This window comes from Flavobacterium sp. W22_SRS_FP1 (genome assembly GCF_052113685.1).
Taxonomy (GTDB): Bacteria; Bacteroidota; Bacteroidia; order Flavobacteriales; family Flavobacteriaceae; genus Flavobacterium.
The window spans coordinates 1-18,540 of record NZ_JBGQOE010000018.1; the positions used below are offsets into that span (position 1 = coordinate 1).

At 34.7% G+C, this 18,540-nt stretch carries 16 protein-coding genes and 1 riboswitch; of the genes, 11 read left to right on the forward strand and 5 right to left on the reverse strand.

The genetic code is table 11. The annotated features are described in order from the left end of the window. The 3 genes from ACEN2H_RS10880 to ACEN2H_RS10890 all read left to right on the forward strand — a co-directional run. Positions 1-2,130, forward strand: a 2,130-nt coding sequence (locus tag ACEN2H_RS10880; protein ID WP_441732377.1) for a gliding motility-associated C-terminal domain-containing protein, incomplete at its 5' end; no start/stop codon positions are given. Positions 2,131-2,178: 48 nt separating this feature from the next. Further along, positions 2,179-3,093, forward strand: coding sequence for a PorP/SprF family type IX secretion system membrane protein (locus tag ACEN2H_RS10885; protein ID WP_441732378.1), 915 nt, complete (start codon positions 2,179-2,181; stop codon positions 3,091-3,093). Positions 3,094-3,103: 10 nt separating this feature from the next. Beyond that, complete coding sequence (locus tag ACEN2H_RS10890; RefSeq protein WP_441732379.1) at positions 3,104-4,990, forward strand: OmpA family protein; 1,887 nt, start codon at positions 3,104-3,106, stop codon at positions 4,988-4,990. A gap of 661 nt (positions 4,991-5,651) precedes the next feature. Here the strand turns inward: ACEN2H_RS10890 and ACEN2H_RS10895 are convergent. Further along, the gene (locus ACEN2H_RS10895; RefSeq protein WP_441732380.1) at positions 5,652-6,227 is read right to left on the reverse strand and encodes a DUF4252 domain-containing protein; all 576 of its coding nucleotides are present in this window, start codon (positions 6,225-6,227) and stop codon (positions 5,652-5,654) included. A 228-nt stretch (positions 6,228-6,455) separates the two neighbouring features. Between ACEN2H_RS10895 and ACEN2H_RS10900 the strand changes: the two genes are divergently transcribed. After that, positions 6,456-7,907, forward strand: coding sequence for a S41 family peptidase (locus ACEN2H_RS10900; protein WP_441732381.1), 1,452 nt, complete (start codon positions 6,456-6,458; stop codon positions 7,905-7,907). A 71-nt stretch (positions 7,908-7,978) separates the two neighbouring features. On the opposite strand, the gene ACEN2H_RS10905 is transcribed toward ACEN2H_RS10900, so the two are convergent. Then, positions 7,979-9,931: a TonB-dependent receptor plug domain-containing protein gene (locus ACEN2H_RS10905; RefSeq protein WP_441732382.1), complete on the reverse strand. Its 1,953-nt coding sequence runs from the start codon at positions 9,929-9,931 to the stop codon at positions 7,979-7,981. 102 nt (positions 9,932-10,033) lie between these two features. Continuing rightward, positions 10,034-10,267: riboswitch (cobalamin riboswitch) on the reverse strand. An 82-nt stretch (positions 10,268-10,349) separates the two neighbouring features. Between ACEN2H_RS10905 and ACEN2H_RS10910 the strand changes: the two genes are divergently transcribed. From ACEN2H_RS10910 to ACEN2H_RS10920, 3 genes are read left to right on the forward strand one after another with little or no spacing between them, the layout of a single operon-like run. Next, positions 10,350-11,492: an ABC transporter substrate-binding protein gene (locus ACEN2H_RS10910; RefSeq protein WP_441732383.1), complete on the forward strand. Its 1,143-nt coding sequence runs from the start codon at positions 10,350-10,352 to the stop codon at positions 11,490-11,492. Between the two features lies 1 nt (position 11,493). Continuing rightward, entirely contained in the window at positions 11,494-12,525 is a 1,032-nt protein-coding gene (locus tag ACEN2H_RS10915) for an iron chelate uptake ABC transporter family permease subunit (RefSeq protein WP_441732384.1), read from the forward strand. Continuing rightward, positions 12,525-13,307 carry an ABC transporter ATP-binding protein gene (locus tag ACEN2H_RS10920; protein ID WP_441732385.1) on the forward strand — a complete coding sequence of 261 codons (783 nt, stop codon included), beginning with the start codon at positions 12,525-12,527 and terminating at the stop codon, positions 13,305-13,307. The genes ACEN2H_RS10915 and ACEN2H_RS10920 overlap by 1 nt, the downstream gene beginning before the upstream one ends. Here ACEN2H_RS10920 and ACEN2H_RS10925 read toward each other — a convergent pair. Together ACEN2H_RS10925 and ACEN2H_RS10930 are read right to left on the reverse strand one after the other, a co-directional pair. Beyond that, positions 13,294-13,794 (reverse strand): tRNA (cytidine(34)-2'-O)-methyltransferase, encoded by a 501-nt coding sequence (locus ACEN2H_RS10925; RefSeq protein ID WP_441732386.1) that lies wholly within the window; start codon positions 13,792-13,794, stop codon positions 13,294-13,296. The genes ACEN2H_RS10920 and ACEN2H_RS10925 overlap by 14 nt on opposite strands. A 48-nt stretch (positions 13,795-13,842) precedes the next feature. Further along, on the reverse strand, positions 13,843-14,418 hold the full coding sequence (locus tag ACEN2H_RS10930; RefSeq protein WP_441732387.1) for a pseudouridine synthase: 576 nt from the start codon (positions 14,416-14,418) through the stop codon (positions 13,843-13,845). 109 nt (positions 14,419-14,527) lie between these two features. Here ACEN2H_RS10930 and rmuC point away from each other — a divergent pair, with 109 nt between their 5' ends. From rmuC to ACEN2H_RS10950, 4 genes are all read left to right on the forward strand, one after another. Beyond that, entirely contained in the window at positions 14,528-15,898 is a 1,371-nt protein-coding gene (rmuC, locus tag ACEN2H_RS10935; protein WP_441732388.1) for a DNA recombination protein RmuC, read from the forward strand. 8 nt (positions 15,899-15,906) lie between these two features. After that, positions 15,907-16,272, forward strand: coding sequence for a 6-phosphogluconate dehydrogenase (locus tag ACEN2H_RS10940; RefSeq protein WP_441732389.1), 366 nt, complete (start codon positions 15,907-15,909; stop codon positions 16,270-16,272). 2 nt (positions 16,273-16,274) lie between these two features. Beyond that, positions 16,275-16,823 carry an acyl-CoA thioesterase gene (locus tag ACEN2H_RS10945; protein ID WP_441732390.1) on the forward strand — a complete coding sequence of 183 codons (549 nt, stop codon included), beginning with the start codon at positions 16,275-16,277 and terminating at the stop codon, positions 16,821-16,823. 151 nt (positions 16,824-16,974) lie between these two features. Further along, positions 16,975-17,514 (forward strand): YceI family protein, encoded by a 540-nt coding sequence (locus tag ACEN2H_RS10950; protein ID WP_441732391.1) that lies wholly within the window; start codon positions 16,975-16,977, stop codon positions 17,512-17,514. Between the two features lie 2 nt (positions 17,515-17,516). On the opposite strand, the gene ACEN2H_RS10955 is transcribed toward ACEN2H_RS10950, so the two are convergent. Next, positions 17,517-18,431: a TIGR01777 family oxidoreductase gene (locus ACEN2H_RS10955; protein WP_441732392.1), complete on the reverse strand. Its 915-nt coding sequence runs from the start codon at positions 18,429-18,431 to the stop codon at positions 17,517-17,519. Positions 18,432-18,540: the final 109 nt, after the last annotated feature.

The window sequence follows — 18,540 nt, forward strand, 5'->3', positions numbered from 1 at the left end:
GATTGTGATAGTGATGGCGTAACAAACAAACAAGAAGTTACAGACGGAACTGATTCCTTAAATCCAGATACCGATGGGGATGGTGTAACCGATGGAAAAGAGAAAACAGATGGTACTGATGCTTTAGATCCTTGCAAATTTATTTTAGCGAGTCAAACTGTAGCACCAAGTTCAGCATGGGAAAATGCGGATTGTGATAGTGATGGCGTAACAAACAAACAAGAAGTTACAGACGGAACTGATTCCTTAAATCCAGATACCGATGGTGATGGAGTAACCGATGGTGATGAAAAAATAGACGGAACTGATGCTTTAGATCCTTGCAAATTTATTTTAGCGAGTCAAACTGTGGCACCAAGTTCAGCATGGGAAAATGCCGATTGTGATGCTGACGGTGTAACAAACAAACAAGAAGTTACAGACGGAACTGATCCATTAAATCCAGATACTGATGGTGATGGAGTAACAGATGGAAAAGAGAAAACAGATGGAACTGATGCTTTAGATCCTTGTCAATTTATTCTAGCGAGTCAAACAGTAGCGCCAAGTTCTGCTTGGGAAACTGCAGATTGTGATGGCGACGGCGTAACAAACAAACAAGAAAAATTAGACAAAACTGATCCATTAAATCCAGATACTGATGGTGATGGAGTAACAGATGGAAAAGAGAAAACAGATAGAACTGATGCTTTAGATCCTTGCGAATTTGTTGTTGCAAGTCAAAGCCTAGCTCCTACTAATGCATGGGAAACAGCGGATTGTGATAATGATGGCGTAACGAACAAACAAGAAGTTACAGACGGAACTGATCCATTAAATCCAGATACTGATGGTGATGGAGTAACCGATGGAAAAGAGAAAACAGATGGTACTGATGCTTTAGATCCTTGTCAATTTATTTTAGCGAGTCAAACTGCGGCACCAAGTTCAGCATGGGAAAATGACGATTGTGATGCTGACGGTGTAACGAACAAACAAGAAGTTACAGACGGAACTGATCCATTAAACCCAGATACCGATGGGGATGGTGTAACCGATGGAAAAGAGAAAACAGATAGAACTGATGCTTTAGATCCTTGCGAATTTGTTGTTGCAAGTCAAAGCCTAGCTCCTACTAATGCATGGGAAACAGCGGATTGTGATAATGATGGCGTAACGAACAAACAAGAAGTTACAGACGGAACTGATCCATTAAATCCAGATACTGATGGTGATGGAGTAACCGATGGAAAAGAGAAAACAGATGGTACTGATGCTTTAGATCCTTGTCAATTTATTTTAGCGAGTCAAACTGTAGCGCCAAGTTCTGCTTGGGAAACTGCCGATTGTGATGCTGATGGTGTAACGAACAAACAAGAAGTTACAGACGGAACCGATTCCTTAAATCCAGATACGGATGGTGATGGAGTAACCGATGGAAAAGAGAAAACAGATGGTACTGATGCTTTAGATCCTTGCAAATTTGTTGTTGATAATCAAACGGTTAATCCAAGTTTAGATTGGAAAAAAGAAGATTGCGATAATGATGGTGTTACCAACGCAGATGAAGTATCTGATGGGACTGACCCTAATAATCCAGATACGGATGGAGATGGTGTGAGCGACGGTCAAGAAAAAACAGACGGAACAGATTCATTGAACCCATGTGAATCAATTGCTATAAATATTACTTTACCCCTATCCGATTCATTTTTGGATGGTGATTGTGATAATGATGGCTTGACTAATAGAGAAGAAATTGGGTTAAACCCTAAAAAACCTTATGATTCTAATGGCTCAAAAATAGCAGATTATTTAGAAATCAACAACCATTCTGATTCGATTGATGATTTAGAAATTTTTAATGCTGTTACTCCCAATGGAAATGGTGAAAACGATGTTTTTGTAATTCGAAATATTGAATCCTATCCAGAGAACACCGTGTCAATATTTAACAGATGGGGAGTTGTTGTTTATGAAGTTAACTCTTATGGTCAAGATGATAAGTTTTTCAGAGGAATTTCTGAAGGAAGGTCAACAATAAGTAAAAACGAAGAATTACCTAGCGGAGTATACTTCTATGTTATAACCTATAAAAATTCACAAGCGATAACTAAACAACGTTCTGGTTATTTATACATTAACAAATAAGAACATAGATCTAATCTAGAACCCAGAAAAAAGAAATAAATAGAAAACATGAAAAAAAAATTTATAATATATATTTTGTTTTTAATTGGTGTACTAGCCCATGGGCAACAAGCACCACAGTATACACAGTATATGTATAACCCATCAACTGTAAACCCTGCTTATGTTGGTTCTACTGGCAATACACGTATTTATGGATTATACCGTACCCAATGGGTTGGCTTAGAAGGAGCTCCAAAAACCGCAAACATCGCAATGAACAAACCAATTGAGGGAAGTAAATTAGGATATGGAGTTTCAGTTTTAAGCGATAAAATCGGAGTTAGTGACGAAACTCAAATCGCCGCAGATTTATCTTATACACTGTTTTTTGAAAATGATTCTCGCCTTGCTTTTGGTTTAAAAGCGACTGGTAATTTATTGAATATAGATTATACAAAATTGAATCAGTACAATCCTGGAGAACAAGTCATTCAAAATAATATAACAAACCACTTCTCACCAAATATTGGGGCTGGACTATACTACTACAATAAAACAACTTATTTTGGTGCATCGGTACCTATGATATTAAATACTCGAAAATATGATGATCTAAATAATACTCAAATTAATCAAAGATATCACCTTTATTTGATGGCGGGAAAAGTATATGACTTGACTTATAGCTTAAAATTTAAACCTGCTTTAGTATCAAAAATAGTTAGCGGTGCTCCCCTGCAATTAGACATATCAACTAATTTCATGTTCAATGAAAAATTCATTATCGGAGCAGCATATAGATGGAGTGCTTCTGTAAGTATGTTAGCAGGATTTCAGTTAAGCCACAATCTATACATTGGTTATGGTTATGACACCGAAACAACAAAACTATCTAATTACAATTCGGGTTCTCATGAAATATTTCTACAATTTGATTTATTGGGGAAAAATTCAAAAGTAGAAACACCTAGATTCTTTTAAAATTTAAGACATGAAAAAAAATTTACTATTATTATTTATATTTCCGATATTGGTTTTTTCTCAACAAAATCAGATTAAAAAGGCTGAAGAGAAATTTAAAGACGAACATTACATTGAGTCAATAAAGTTATTTGAAAATCTTATTGATAAAGGTGTTTTGACAGCTCCAATTTATGAAAAATTAGCAAATGCAAACTATTTAAACGCGAATTACGTTGAAGCAAATAAATGGTATACAAAACTATATGAATTAGCTCCAGAAATGGAAACTGAAAATCATTATAGATATGCACAAACCTTAAAGTCTGTTGGGTTATTTGCAGAATCTAAAATTCAATTAAATATTTTCGAAAGTAAAAGACCTAATGAAATCCGAACAAATTTCAATAAGTTTGATTCTTCAGGAAAATCGATGTTAACATTCTCAAACATTAAATTGCTCTCTATTAATTCTAAGTATTCAGATTACGGAACCGCAATAAAAGGTGATACCCTAGTGTTTGCAAGTGCTCGTAATCACGTACTCGACAACAAGACCTTCGCAAGAAAAGCTCAACCTTATACTAGTTTATACCAGTCCATCAAGATGGCATCTGGAGAATATAGTACGGCAAAGTTGTTTTCAAAAGGCAGCTACTCTATTTATCATGAAGCCTCACCTGTATTTACTAAAGATGGTAAAACCATGTATTATGGCAAAAACTATTTTTTAAAAAATTCTAAAACCAATTTAGTAAATGGTTTATTCAAAATCTATAAATCAGTTTATGTTAATGGAAAATGGAAAAACAAAAAAGTAGTATCATTCAACGAAAGTGACTCCATAAGAATTGCAAATCCAGCATTGAGCCCCGATGGTAAATATTTATATTTTACAGCGGATTTTGAAGAAAGTTATGGGAATTCCGATTTATTTAAAGTCGCTCTAAATTCAGATGGAACATTTGGAAAAACGGAACATTTAAGCAATAAAATAAACACTGAAGGTAGAGAAACATTTCCTTTTATAACCCAAGACAACACATTGATTTTTGCTTCTGATGGGCATAAGGGTTTAGGCGGATTAGATCTATTCTCGTATGATCTATTAGACCCCAATGCTTTAGCTATTAATCTAGGTAACACTGTTAACAGCCCTTTTGATGATTTTGCTTTGACAATAAACAGCGAAATGAATGAAGGCTTTTATACGAGCAATCGGCCAGAAGGTATGGGTGATGACGATATATATTCATTCGATTTAGCCATAAAACCAATTCTATTTACTGGAACAATCACTGATGAAGAAACAAATGAAACTGTCCCAAATGTCTCTATTACTGTTTTAGATCCACAAGGTACTGTTATCGCAACTATGAAATCTGATATAAACGGTAGTTTTATATTTAATAACTTCAAAAAAGATTCGAACTATACTTTCAAATTTACGAAAGACAACTACTTAGTTGCAGAAAAAAAACACCAGCTTTATAAGAAGGATATAAATGAAACAGTTACGATTAAAAAAGAAATAAAACAAATTGAAGCAGAAATTGATTTGTCAAATCTGTTAGATTTAAATATTATATATTTCGATACTGATAAATCATTAATTCGTCAAAATGCAAAAAAAGAATTAGATAAAATTGTTGAAATTATGAATCAATATCCTCAGATAAAACTAGAAATTGGATCCCATACAGATAGTAGAGAATCTAAATCATATAATATGAATCTTTCGCAACGTAGAGCTGACAGTACATTAAATTACTTAGTAGCAAAAGGAATTGAAAAATCTAGATTAACAGCTAAAGGATATGGTGAATCACAGCCAGTTATCAACTGTAACGGACCTATAAAATGTAGTAATACAGAGTACCAAAAAAATAGAAGGAGTACATTTATTGTAAAAAGATAATATTACTAGTGTCTCATTAATTACTTAATGAGACACTATTTTCTATCCTATATATTTTAAAAAGTAATTCATCTAAAAAACATCTTTTTAAAATGTTTCTATAACAACTTAATTATATTGGTAAATTAAAATATTAAGTACACGATAGTGCCTAAAAAAAACAGTCTAGTTCCAATATAAATGGCTTTAACTTCCCTAAATCAATTTTAGATTCTCTTAAAACAGAAACCATAGTCATGATGCTTGTGGCGTTCCTATCTTTTTCTCAAACTCGCATGACGACAAAGCCAATTTCTTTTCTGCTAGTAAGTAAAATGATCGCATCAATATGCTAGTCAGGACACTCTAAACTAATCGATGCACTCTGCTTTTCAGACCTGTGCTTCATTAGATTTTGGTACTTTAGCTTCTTTAGAATAGCATCCGTTTTCGCAGCTTCTGATACAAATTGATCTTTTTTTAGATAACTTAAAAGCTAAAATATTCACTTTATCAAAAAAATGTAAAGCAGTATTTTGCTTGATTGACAACCGTATTTCGTCTCGATTTAAAACACACGCACAAAAGAATACCGCACACTAAAAAATCGCTTTCAAATTTACGCACTGTCTAAATTCCGCAATAGGATGCACTGATTTTTATAGTAGAAAAACAGCTTTTATTATTTTCTTTTGGTCGCTTTCTTTAGCTCTTCCCCACCTGGAATTCTCATCTTATCGGTTAGAATCGAAATTTCATCCAAATCAAAGCTGCCGGTCAAAGACATTAAAACCGTTTGATTACCACTATTCACCGGCTCAATAAACATCAAAAGCTCTTTAATCTCAGAATCATTTGCACCCGACTTCACCAATATCTTAATGTTATTACCACTATCATTTACGCTCGTTAGCTCTTCTAAACCAGCTGTTTTCACATACTTATCGGCGGCAGATTTCATTTCACTTGTGACCTTTGAACTACTAGAAGTAAAAACTTTTAAATCATCTAACTTTTTTATCAGGTTCATATATTGCTGCGTTTCTTTATCCGAAGCGTCAACTTTAAGCTTACTCATAAGCTCAAACATTTTTTTATTGACTACTATGGAAGTGACATCGTCTTCCCCATCGAATTTATCGAAAATGTTTTGAGCAAAAAACGGGCTAGAAAATAAGACAGCTACTAATGTGATTAGAAGCTTTTTACTCAAGCTGAACTTACTTTTTCTTAGGTTTTGTCGCATTTTTAACTTCATTATCTTTTTTATTAATTATAAATTTGAATTTTTTTTTGTTCTTTAATCTGTGTAGCACTTTCTATGCCAATATTTATTATCTGTCATTGTATTTATATTATTAACTTTTTCAATATGAAGCTTTTTACTTTATAATAACGATCCAAACAAGTATATTTTTTGTTAAAAAATTAAAAATTAAAACTAAAGGCAGTATTTTTACGTTAATATACAGATTAAACCCCAAATATGAAAACAACATTCAAATTTACTCTTTTATTATTTTTAGCTGCTTTAAGCTTTCAGAGTTGTCAAGATCAAGATGACTTAGCGGCTCCGATAAATCTGGAAGTCCAGGATTTTATCTGGAAAGGATTAAATCAATACTATTTATGGCAAGCAGATGTACCCAATTTATCTGATGATCGTTTCGCTAATCAAGACCAACTTAATGTTTTCCTGACCGGTTATCCTGCTCCAGAAGACTTGTTTGACGCATTGAGAGTAGACAAATCAATTGACCGTTTCAGCTGGATCGTATCCGATTATTTAGAATTAGAAGGACAACTTCAAGGAAATACAAATAATAATGGAGTAGAGTTTCAACTAAGCCTTAAATCATCTAATTCTGACGAAGTAATTGGATGGGTACGTTATATAGTTCCAAACTCAAATGCATCAACTAAAGACATTCATCGTGGCGATGTTTTTTATGGCGTAAATGGGAAACAACTTGACCGCTATAATTATGTAGATTTATTGTTAGGGTCCAATAACGACTACACTTTAAACCTAGCTGATATCGACGGGGGAGCTTTTACTCCTAATGGAAAATCAGTCGCATTGACAAAAACAGTCTTAGCAGAAAACCCAATTTTAATTGACAAAGTAATCATCTCTGGTTCGCACAAAATTGGTTATTTAATGTACAATGGCTTTTATTCTGATTACGACACCCAACTTAATGATGCTTTTGGGACTTTCAAGTCACAAGGAATTACCGATTTAGTTCTTGATTTAAGATACAATGGTGGTGGTTCTGTTCAAACAGCTACTCGATTAGCCAGTATGATTACAGGGTCTTTTACGGGACAAGTTTTTGCAAAACAACAATGGAATGAAAAAATACAATCGTTTTACGAGGCCAACAATCCCGCTTCCTTAAATAATTTATTTACCGACAAGATGGGAAGCACAAGTATCAACAGTGTCAATATGAGCACGGTTTATATTTTAACATCAAGCAATACCGCATCAGCAAGTGAATTAGTGATAAACGGATTAAAACCACACATTAACGTGGTACAAATAGGAGATGTGACTGTAGGGAAAAACGTGGGTTCTGTTACCTTATACGACTCTCCTACTTTTGAAAAAAATAACCGCAATCCGAACCATCGCTATGCTATGCAGCCTCTTGTGCTAAAAATTGTAAATTCAGATGGTTTTGGAGATTATCAAAGTGGATTAATCCCAACAGAGAAACAACTAGAATACATAAACACATTAGGAGTACTTGGAGAAACTAACGAACCTTTGTTAAATACTGCTATTGGAAAAATTTCAGGAGTAGGCAAAATGACACGGGCAACTCCTGGAATTGAACTTGAATTTCTGAATGATTCAAAGAAAATAAATGGAATACAAAACCAAATGTATATTGAGAAAGCACCCGAAGGGCTTTTAAAGGCATTGAAATAATTCAATTTTTCTAAACAAAAAAGAGGCTTTCATCACTGAAAGCCTCTTTTTTTATGGAATAAATTAATAGCTTAAAAACTAAGGTTCAACCCAATTTTAAGGTTTCTACCTCTTGTACTGTATCCTACAGATTCTACAAATGCTTCGTTTAAGATATTGTTAACCGCTAGAAATATACTCATTCTGTTTTTGATTAAATCGTACTTAGCGGTTGCATTAAACAATTGATAAGATTCCAAGACAACAGATGTGGTGGCAAAAGTCCCCCCATCAAAGAAAGCGTCTTTTCTCTGGTCCACATATTGATAATTTAGGTTGAAAAAAGCACGGGACACAGGCTGATAATCCAATGAAACGTTGGCTTTATGTTTTGGAATCAAACGACTCAAAGGAGCTTCAACCTGCGTAAAAGTATAATTTCCATTCACTTTTAATTCTTTTAAAAAAGCATAAGAAACCATCGTTTCAACTCCCTTTGCGTTATTATTCCCTTCTATATTAATATAATTTGATGCATAGGTTATTGGATCAGTGTAAAACCCTATTGAGTTCTTCTCTTCTCTATGAAAAGCAACTACATTAAAAGTTAATTTTTTATCTAATAAAGCCGCTTCAAAACCAGCCTCTACAGTACTATTTTCTTCAGGTGTTAAATCTAAATTCCCATAAGGTGAATACAATTGATATAAACTTGGTGTGATGTATGCCGTACTATAGGAAGCCATCACTTTCAATGGTAATTCAGAAAAAGAGAATGACGGATTCACATTATACACAACATGATCACCGTACACACTATGTAAATTATCTCTAATACCAACATTAAGATTTAGACCAAAATCAGAATTATAAACAGCCGTCAAATAAGGGTCAACAGTGTTAAATTTGGCATTTTCGGGAGCAATAGCATCATAAGGAGTTTTTGACTCCATCTCTTGAAACTGGAATTGAGTTCCTACTACTATGAAAAACTGCTTACTGAACGAATATTTATTAAAACCATCTACATTTACATTTCTTGATTTATAATCGCTTACGTCTACAGCATCCGAATAAATATTGAACATATTATAATTTCTTTGGACATTGTTCAAGCTTAAATTCAATATAAATTCTCCTTTATTATATTTATACTTAGGTGAAAAACCTAAACGCAATTGCTCCGAACTTGAAGTGTTTAATGGCGTGTCAGGATTATTGAAGTTATCAAATGTACCATCAAAATCATTTTTAAGCTTATCGTAATTAGCGAAGAAATCAAGGCTCAACTTTTTTGTTGGGATAAAGCCCAGTTTAACTAATGAATTAATTCGGGAAAAACGATCCGCTTCAAATGCAGTAGATTTTGGAACAATAGCTTCCGATATACCAGTTGTTTCGGCACTATTTAAAGAAGCATAATAATTAAATTTTTCGACATTACCGCTAATAGAAAGTCCCTGGTTATAATCCTGTGGAAGATAATTTACCCGGTCAGTGGTAGTTTGTGTACCAATGCTCATGTACGCATTTCCAGCAATTGCTTTCTTTCCGGCATTTTTCAAGTTGATGTTAATGACTCCTGCGGCTGCACCTGAACCATATAAAGTGCTAGCTGCACCTTTCATAATCTCAATACTTTCGACTTGCTCCACAGGAATCAAGCGCAAATCATATTCGATATTAATTCCCGAAGCATCATTAACTGGAATTCCATCAATAATGATCAATGTTTGACGATTACGCCCACCGCGGATATAATATCCTAAGTTTTTACCAGCACTACTTTGATTCCCGTTAATTTCCATCCCAGCAACTGAATTCAAAACAGTGGCAAGAGATTGTCCTGATCTTTTAGCTAATTCCTCAGCAGTAATTTTTACGATAATTTTCCCTGATTTTTCTTTTTTCAAAGCAAATTTAGAATCAGAAATCACCACCTCACTCAACTCATTGAGAGTAGATTTTTTTTCTTTTTGTTGCGCAAAAGCACAAGAAGTCATTAGCACGCATAACGCACTAATACGAACGATTTTGTTGTTCATTTTAATAAAACATTTTTAGTAACAATTGTTTATTGTCACATGACTAAAAATGGGAGAAAAGTATGAAATAGCCCATACCCAAACCTTTTTTCCCGAAAGTTTGATATACATCGTAGTAGGCAGGTCTCCTGGCTTGCGTCTTGTTGTTTACCTTCTCATCTGCTGCAGCAGACAATGGTTTGTAGATAACAACAAGCTTCTTAGCTTACAGTTGCGGGTACAGCGCAAGATTTTTGATTTCTGAAAGATTTTAAATCTTCCTATTTCAATCACTCACTTCCCTTTTAATGCTTGTCTTTAATATCAAAAACAGCAACCTTAATACGGATGCAAATATAACTTTATCCTGCGAATAAAAAATAATATTTGATTTTTAAAAAGGATTAAATATACCTTTGCAAGACTTGAAAATCATTTTATGAAATCAGCATCTTTAAAATTCACCCTACTATTATATATCCTTTTTGCATTTGGGTGCAAACAGAAAAAAGAAGTTTCTACTGCCAATGCAACTTCTTCCAAAAATGAAATCCAGTATGCAACAGGTTTTGAGATTTACAAGCATAAAGGCTATTCCATCGTTAAAATTACCAATCCTTGGCCCGAGGCAAAAGAAACTTTCAGTTATGTTTTGAAACAAAAAAACGCAATCATTCCGGACAGTTTAATGCATTTCACTATTATTCCCATTCCAATAAAAACGATTGTGGTAACCTCCACTACTCATATTCCCTCGTTGGAAATGTTAGGCGTCGAAAACACTTTGATCGGCTTTCCGAATACTGATTATATTTCATCCGAGGAAACCAGAAAAAGAATTGAGGCAGGAAAAGTTAGAGAAGTCGGGAAAAACGAAAACCTCAACACCGAAGTTTTAATAGACATGGAACCCGACGCGATTGTAGGCTTTGGCCTAAGCAACAGCAATCCCTCTTTAGACATCTTACAAAAAAGTGGTTTAAAAGTGATCTTTAATGGCGATTGGACAGAACAATCTCCACTTGGAAAAGCGGAATGGATTAAGTTTTTCGGCGCATTATATGGTTTAGATTATAAAGCAAATTCGATTTTTTCTGAAATCGAAAAAGAATACAAGATTACTTTGGCTTTAGCCAAAAAGGCTACGGAAAAACCCACAATACTCAGTGGAGCTATGTTTCAAGACCAGTGGTATGTCCCACAAGGCGAAAGTTGGGCATCCCTATTTTTAAAAGACGCCCATGCCCATTATTTATGGGCAGATACCAAGGGAACTGGCGGGCTTTCTCTTCCATTTGAGGTAGTATTGGAAAAGGCACAGAAAGCAGAATTCTGGATTGCCCCCGGAGATTTCTCTTCATTGAAGCAAATGAGTGATAGCAACCCACATTATGCGCAATTTGATTCATTTAAAAATAAAAAAGTATATTCGTATGCCTTAAACAAAGGGGCAAAGGGAGGGATTTTATATTTTGAGTGGTCGCCAACCCGTCCCGACTGGGTGTTGAAAGATTTGATTAAAATATTTCATCCCGAGTTATTACCAAATCACAAGCTTTTTTTCTTTCAGAAATTACAATAAATTGAATCATACTAAACGAAATACCGTTCTTTTCATAATCCTAACCATTGGAGTGATTTTTTTGTTTTTAGTAAATATCAGCTTAGGGTCCGTTTCAATTCCCACAAAAGAAGTACTTAGCAGCCTTACTGGCGGAACTTCTAGCAAAGAAACTTGGCAATACATCATCGTTAATTACAGATTGCCCAAGGCAATTGCCGCAGTTTTAGTGGGAATGGGACTATCAATTAGTGGTTTATTAATGCAAACTTTATTCAGGAACCCATTGGCGGGGCCTTATGTTCTGGGGCTAAGTTCAGGCGCCAGTCTCGGTGTTGCAATGATTATTCTAGGAGCAGCATTCCTTCCAGAATCAGTAGCTTCCCTTCTATTATCATCTTACGGAGTAGTTTTGGCTTCGAGTTTAGGCAGCTTTTTAGTTTTAATGGCTGTTTTAGTGGTTTCCTACCGATTACGCGACACTATGGCTATCTTGATTGTAGGCCTTATGTTTGGGAGTTTAACAAGTGCTATCGTGGGGACTTTAAGCTATTTCAGCACCGCAGAACAACTACAAAAATTCACTTTCTGGTCATTAGGTAATTTAGGTAATTTATCGTGGACATCGATACTGATTTTATTTATCTATGTACTGATAGGTTTGCTTTTGAGCCTTTTTAGTATAAAGCCTTTGAACGCTTTGTTACTCGGAGAAAATTACGCTCGTAGTCTGGGTTTGAACTATAAAAAATCGAGGCTTATCATCATATTTGCTACCAGTATTTTAGCGGGAAGCATTACCGCATTTGCGGGCCCAATCGCATTTATAGGTCTTGCAGTTCCCCACATAGCTAAATTAATTTTCCAGACTAGTAATCACCTTGTATTATTTTGGAGTACCTTACTTTTTGGAGCGAGCATCATGTTGATCTGTGATAGTATTTCACAAGTTCCAGGTGGTGATATAACATTACCCATCAATGCCGTAACCTCCATTTTTGGAGCACCAATAGTCATTTGGTTGTTAATTCGAAAAAAGAAAATGATAGGATAATGGGGGAAAAGATAATCTTAAAAGCTTCTGATATTAGTATTGGTTATTCCAATAAAAAAGAGAACATCCTTATTTCTTCGGGTATTAATTTAACCCTAGAAAAAGGAAAACTCATTTCTTTGATTGGTGCGAACGGAATAGGAAAGTCAACTTTGCTGAGAACCTTAACGGGAATCCAAAAAACACTGGCTGGAACCGTTTTACTTGATGGCCAAAACATTCATAAAATGGATTCCCTAAGCTTAGCACAAAATCTTAGTGTCGTTCTAACCGAAAAATTACCTCCAAGTAACCTAACCGTTTTTGAGCTCATTGCATTAGGACGACAACCTTATACAAACTGGCTCGGGAAGTTGACAGAATTGGATATTACAAAAATTAACGAAGCTATGGAACTGACTCAAATAAGTAATCTGGCTACCAAAAAACATTATGAAATCAGTGATGGACAATTACAAAAGGTTTTGGTTGCAAGAGCTCTAGCTCAAGACACTCCGCTTATTATTTTGGATGAACCCACTACCCATTTGGATTTATTACACAAAGTAGCCTTGTTTAAACTCTTAAAAAAACTCACTCAAGAAACGCAAAAATGCATTCTGTTTTCAACGCATGACATCGACATGGCGATCCAGCTTAGCGACGAAATGATCATAATGACTCCAGAAGCTGTCGTTCAAGACGAACCTTGTAATTTTATTTCTAAGGGAAGTTTCAATACTTTATTCAAGGATGAACATATTGTCTTTGATAGTCAAAAAGGAAAGTTTATAATTTCTTAACTTCAAAGTTCAGCAACTCCCCCTTTTTTAAGGTGCTTTTTACCGCAATCTGTCTTTTGGCTTCGCCAATAACAAAAGCGACAGAATTAGCTATGTTGAAACTACGGATGTTGGCTGACATTGGAATCTTTAAATGATTCTCAAATTGAGATAATACAACCTCACTTAATCCTTTACTTTCTTTTCCAAAAACTAACCAATCTTCATCTTGAAATTCAATTTCTAAATAGGACTTATCTGCATGGGAGCTCATAAGAAAAACTCTTGAAGTATCTGGAATTTGTTCAACCCACTCGGCAACATTTTGATACTCCGTAACATCCAGATGTACCCAATAATCCAAGCCAGAACGTTTCAAATTTTTATCATTAATCACAAACCCAAAGGGATGTACTAGGTGCAGTCGGCTTTCGGTGCCTACACACAATCGACCTATATTCCCAGTATTATTTGGTATTTCTGGCTCAACCAAAACAATGTTCAACATTTTTTATTTATTTAAAGATTGAGAGAAAAATAGACTGAATACAGTCCATTAAATTTCGACTTGAAAATTACGAACTTCCATCACTTCCCCTGATTTCAAATTATCTAACAATACACTTCCTATTCGTACACGAACTAACCTTAGGGTTGGGAAACCAACCGCAGCAGTCATTTTCCTGATTTGCCTAAACTTGCCTTCATTAACCGTAATCGATGCCCAGGAAGTTGGACCATGACGTTCATCACGAATTTTTTTACCTCTTAGCCCAAAATTTGGGACTCCGTCAATTAGAGATGCTGCACAGCGCTTAGTAATGTATTTGCTGCCGTTAAAACCTATTTCCACTCCCATTTTCAATCTATCAATTGCTTCCTGGTTAATGACACCGTCTACCTGAACATAATATTCTTTATCCACTTTTTTAGAACGAATGATTTCGCTCATCATTCCATCTGTGGTCAACAGCAATAAGCCTTCTGAGTCTTCGTCTAGACGTCCAATAGCCATTGTCCCTATCGGAAAATCGTACAATTCACCTAGTAGTTTCTTTTTCCTTTTCAATTCGTAAATAAATTGGCTTAGATAACCGTATGGTTTGTGGAGGATAAAGTGCTGATGGGACATACTAATTATACAGTTTTGTGCAAAAATACATTTTTAAATTGTCGGATATCATTTTTTAGGAATCTCAGCCATCTTTTGTTACTTTTACTACTCGTAAAAAATCTACTTCATGTCGAACATGCTTCCGTTTTTATTCCTTTTTATCACCGCCCTTGCCATAGGTGCTTTTATTGGAAAACTGCTTTTTGCTGCTCGCTTTCAATCCGAAAAAATTAGTCTCGAAGAAAAGATAATTGCTCTAAACTACCAATTTAATCAACTGAAAGAGCAATTTTTAAATGATAAAACAGTTTTCGAAAAACAATTGGACAACATTAATTCAGATAAAGAAATTATCCGGAATGAAAAAGAAAGCCTAGCAATTCAACTTTCAAAAAAAGAGGTTGACTTTGAAAATCTCTGGGAACGCAACAAGGAACAAAAAGGCGAAGTAGAAAAACTTCAAGAGAAATTTACCAAAGAATTCGAAAATTTAGCTAACAAGATTTTAGACGAAAAGTCAAATAAATTCACTGAACAGAACAAAGAAAACATGAAAAACATCTTGACACCTTTGCAAGATAAGATTCATTTGTTCGAAAAGAAAGTCGAAGACACCCATAAGGAAAGTATTGATTATCATGCGGCTTTGCGCCAACAGATTCTAGGATTACGTGAAATGAACATCCAGATGAGCAAGGAAACTCTTAATCTAACGAAAGCACTAAAAGGAGATAGTAAGATGCAAGGAAATTGGGGTGAACTAGTCCTAGAGCGCGTACTTGAAAAATCTGGTTTGGAAAAAGGCCGAGAATATGAAGTACAACAAAGCTTCACAACAGAGGAAGGAAACCGTGTTTTTCCAGATGTAGTCATCAACTTACCTGATGGCAAAAAAATGATTGTCGATTCAAAAGTGTCTTTGACTGCCTATGAAAAATACATCAACGAGGAAGACGACGACCTGAAAAACGGTTATCTAAAAGAACATGTGAATTCTATAAAACGTCATGTAGAGCAGTTAGGAAATAAAAATTATCAGGATTTGTACCAAATAGAAAGTCCTGATTTTGTATTGCTTTTTATTCCTATCGAACCGGCCTTTGCAATGGCACTAAATGAAGACACTTCCTTGTACAACAAAGCATTCGAAAAAAACATTGTAATTGTTACTCCAGCTACTTTATTAGCCACCTTACGAACCATTGACAGCATGTGGGCAAACCAAAAACAACAAGAAAACGCATTTGAAATAGCCCGCCAAGCAGGTGCTTTGTACGATAAATTTGAAGGTTTCGTCTCTGACCTAATAAAAATAGGAAAGAAAATTGACGAAAGCAAAACAGAATACAGTGCCGCTATGAATAAACTAGTAGAAGGAAAAGGGAATTTAATTACAAGCGTCGAAAAATTAAAAAAAATGGGCGCTAAGGCAAAAAAGTCACTGCCTGAAAAAATACTATCTAGAGCTGAAAAAGACGAAAACCAACTACTAAATTAAAATAGCTGATGAGAAAATTTTTAGGAATTCTAGCTACTGTTATCATATTGTCGACAACCTGTTATTTCGTTTTTGTTTATTATGCCACTTATAGCGAAGGGGTTCGCTCTGGACAATTAATAAAATTTAGTTATAAAGGTGTGGTTTTCAAAACTTGGGAAGGGGAATTAAGTCAAGGAATTTCAGGTGCCCAAATTTTCGCGTTTTCTGTATTGGACAAGGACAAAAAAGTAACCTCAGACCTGAAAGAATTAGAAGGACGCTATGTAAAATTATCTTATATTGAACGCTACAAGACATTTCCTTGGTGGGGCGACACCAAATATTACATAATTGGAGTAAAAAAAGAAGACTCACCATTTCAAAAAAAGTAAGCATGAATGCTATATACAAAACAGTTGCATCCTCAAATATCACTATCTCAGAGTTGATGTTACCCTCTCATACCAATTTCAGTGGTAAAATACATGGTGGTTATATTCTTTCCTTAATGGACCAGATTGCTTTCGCCTGCGGTTCAAAGTTTTCAGGGAATTACTGTGTAACTGCATCTGTTGATACGGTAGACTTTTTAAGACCTATTGAAGTAGGAGAATTAGTTACCATGAAAGCAAGCGTGAATTATGTGGGGAAAAGTTCCATGATTATAGGTATTCGTGTTGAATCCGAAAATATACAAACTGGAAGAATAAACCATTGCAATTCTTCTTATTTCACGATGGTTTCAAAAGACAAGGACGGAACAAATGCAAGAGTGCCAGGACTTGTACTATCCGACTCAGAGGAACTACGCCGCTTTATTAACTGTATAAAACAGATTTCACTGAAAAAAGAGAAAGACCGCCACGAAGAAAACTTCAATTACAGCTCGAAAGAAACTTTAGAAATCTTGAAAAAATATAATGTATTAGTCCAGATAAGTTAATTACTGTCTATCAGATTAAAAATACTCGATAGAAATCAAAAGGACTGAAAAACATCACTTTTGATCTTAGTTTATTTATGTATAATTTCTTATCAATCAATACGTATTGAAATAATTATCGTAACTTTAAATAGTACAATTCAGATTGCATATGAAACGTATTCTACTCTTACTTTTATTATTTCTTTCAATTACAATTGACGCACAAGAAAAAATGATGACCACAAATGGCATTATTAATTTTGAAGCGTCCATCCCCTTTTTTGAACCCGTAGAGGCCAAAAATGAAAGACTAAACTGTATTTTGAACTCGAAAAAAGGAACAATCTCATTCATGACTTCGATTAAGCAATTTCGCTTTAAACGAGAGTTGATGGAAGAGCATTTTAATAAACATTATCTCGAAAGTGATCAGTATCCTAAGGCAACATTCAAAGGTATAATTGAAAATTTTGATTTAAAAGATTTAGAACTCAGCTCCAAGAATTACTACATCAGAGGAAAAATAACTATCCACGGAAAGTCAAAAAACATACGTGTGGCTGCGAAAATTAAAAAAGATCCCAAAGGATTGGAACTTATAACAAATTTTACACTGAATACTGATGATTTTAATATCGAAGTACCATTTATTGTAAGAAGCAAAATATCTAAAAAAGTAACTGTGACCGTTTACTCAATTTTTCAATAATGCTATTTTGATAAACAAATTTTGAGCGTATCCTCTAAATCTGTATGCTTAAAATGAAATCCTACACCTTGAATCTTTTCCGAAGAGACTCTCCTTCCACTCAGAACCAACTTAGACATTTCCCCCATCACTAATTTCAATAAAAAGGAAGGTACGTTAGGCAGCCATATAGAATAGCCGTAAACCTTAGCTAATGTTTTAGAAAAACTATCATTAGTAGTATTGTCATTGATTGCCGCGTTAAAGGCACCACTCATATTTGGATTCTTTAGTGCTTCAAGGTAAATACCACATAAGTCTTCAACGTAGATCCAAGGCATGTATTGCTTGCCTGAACCTATTGCAGAGCCTAGTCGTAACTTAAAAATAGGTGTCAGTTTATTCAAAAAACCGTCATTCTTACCTAGTACTAAACCGGTACGAACTTTTACAGTGCGGATTCCTACTTGAGCAAATTGGTCTGCAGCAGCCTCCCACATTTGACAAACCGTACCCAAAAAATCACTAGCAGGCCTTGAGTTTTCATTACAAACTGCTTCTCCGTTTACTGCTCCGTAGATACCGATTCCTGATGCAGAAATAAAAGCTTCTAATTTTTTATTATGCTTTTTAACGACGGATAAGATCAATTCAGTTGATTGTTTTCTACTATTAATAACGATCTCTTTCCTTTTTTTGGACCATCGTTCTTCCGCTATATTAGCACCCGCAAGATGAATAACGTAATCCGCTTTCAGTACAGCCTCCTCTTCGATAAGCTGATTTTGTATATCCCAAGTGTAATAAAAGATATCAGCGGTATCCGCTCGTTTGCTTCTACTCAAAATGGAAACGGTATAACCGCTATCTATCAATACTCGGGTTAGGTGTTTCCCTACGAAACCGGAACCTCCAGTTATTAAGACATTTTTTTTCATGATACTTCGCTTTTTTCATTGTGCATACTTATACAAATATACTACTTAAATTTTTGTTTAACATTACAGATGTTTTGTTAAACATTCACTACCTTTACACTCTAATATT

Coding starts and splice junctions, on each gene's coding strand:
- ACEN2H_RS10885 (WP_441732378.1), top strand. CDS start 2,179: ATGAAAAAAAAATTTATAATATATATTTTGTTTTTAATTGGTGTACTA.
- ACEN2H_RS10890 (WP_441732379.1), top strand. CDS start 3,104: ATGAAAAAAAATTTACTATTATTATTTATATTTCCGATATTGGTTTTT.
- ACEN2H_RS10895 (WP_441732380.1), bottom strand. CDS start 6,227: ATGAAGTTAAAAATGCGACAAAACCTAAGAAAAAGTAAGTTCAGCTTG.
- ACEN2H_RS10900 (WP_441732381.1), top strand. CDS start 6,456: ATGAAAACAACATTCAAATTTACTCTTTTATTATTTTTAGCTGCTTTA.
- ACEN2H_RS10905 (WP_441732382.1), bottom strand. CDS start 9,931: ATGAACAACAAAATCGTTCGTATTAGTGCGTTATGCGTGCTAATGACT.
- ACEN2H_RS10910 (WP_441732383.1), top strand. CDS start 10,350: ATGAAATCAGCATCTTTAAAATTCACCCTACTATTATATATCCTTTTT.
- ACEN2H_RS10920 (WP_441732385.1), top strand. CDS start 12,525: ATGGGGGAAAAGATAATCTTAAAAGCTTCTGATATTAGTATTGGTTAT.
- ACEN2H_RS10925 (WP_441732386.1), bottom strand. CDS start 13,794: ATGTTGAACATTGTTTTGGTTGAGCCAGAAATACCAAATAATACTGGG.
- ACEN2H_RS10930 (WP_441732387.1), bottom strand. CDS start 14,418: ATGTCCCATCAGCACTTTATCCTCCACAAACCATACGGTTATCTAAGC.
- rmuC (WP_441732388.1), top strand. CDS start 14,528: ATGTCGAACATGCTTCCGTTTTTATTCCTTTTTATCACCGCCCTTGCC.
- ACEN2H_RS10940 (WP_441732389.1), top strand. CDS start 15,907: ATGAGAAAATTTTTAGGAATTCTAGCTACTGTTATCATATTGTCGACA.
- ACEN2H_RS10945 (WP_441732390.1), top strand. CDS start 16,275: ATGAATGCTATATACAAAACAGTTGCATCCTCAAATATCACTATCTCA.
- ACEN2H_RS10950 (WP_441732391.1), top strand. CDS start 16,975: ATGAAACGTATTCTACTCTTACTTTTATTATTTCTTTCAATTACAATT.
- ACEN2H_RS10955 (WP_441732392.1), bottom strand. CDS start 18,431: ATGAAAAAAAATGTCTTAATAACTGGAGGTTCCGGTTTCGTAGGGAAA.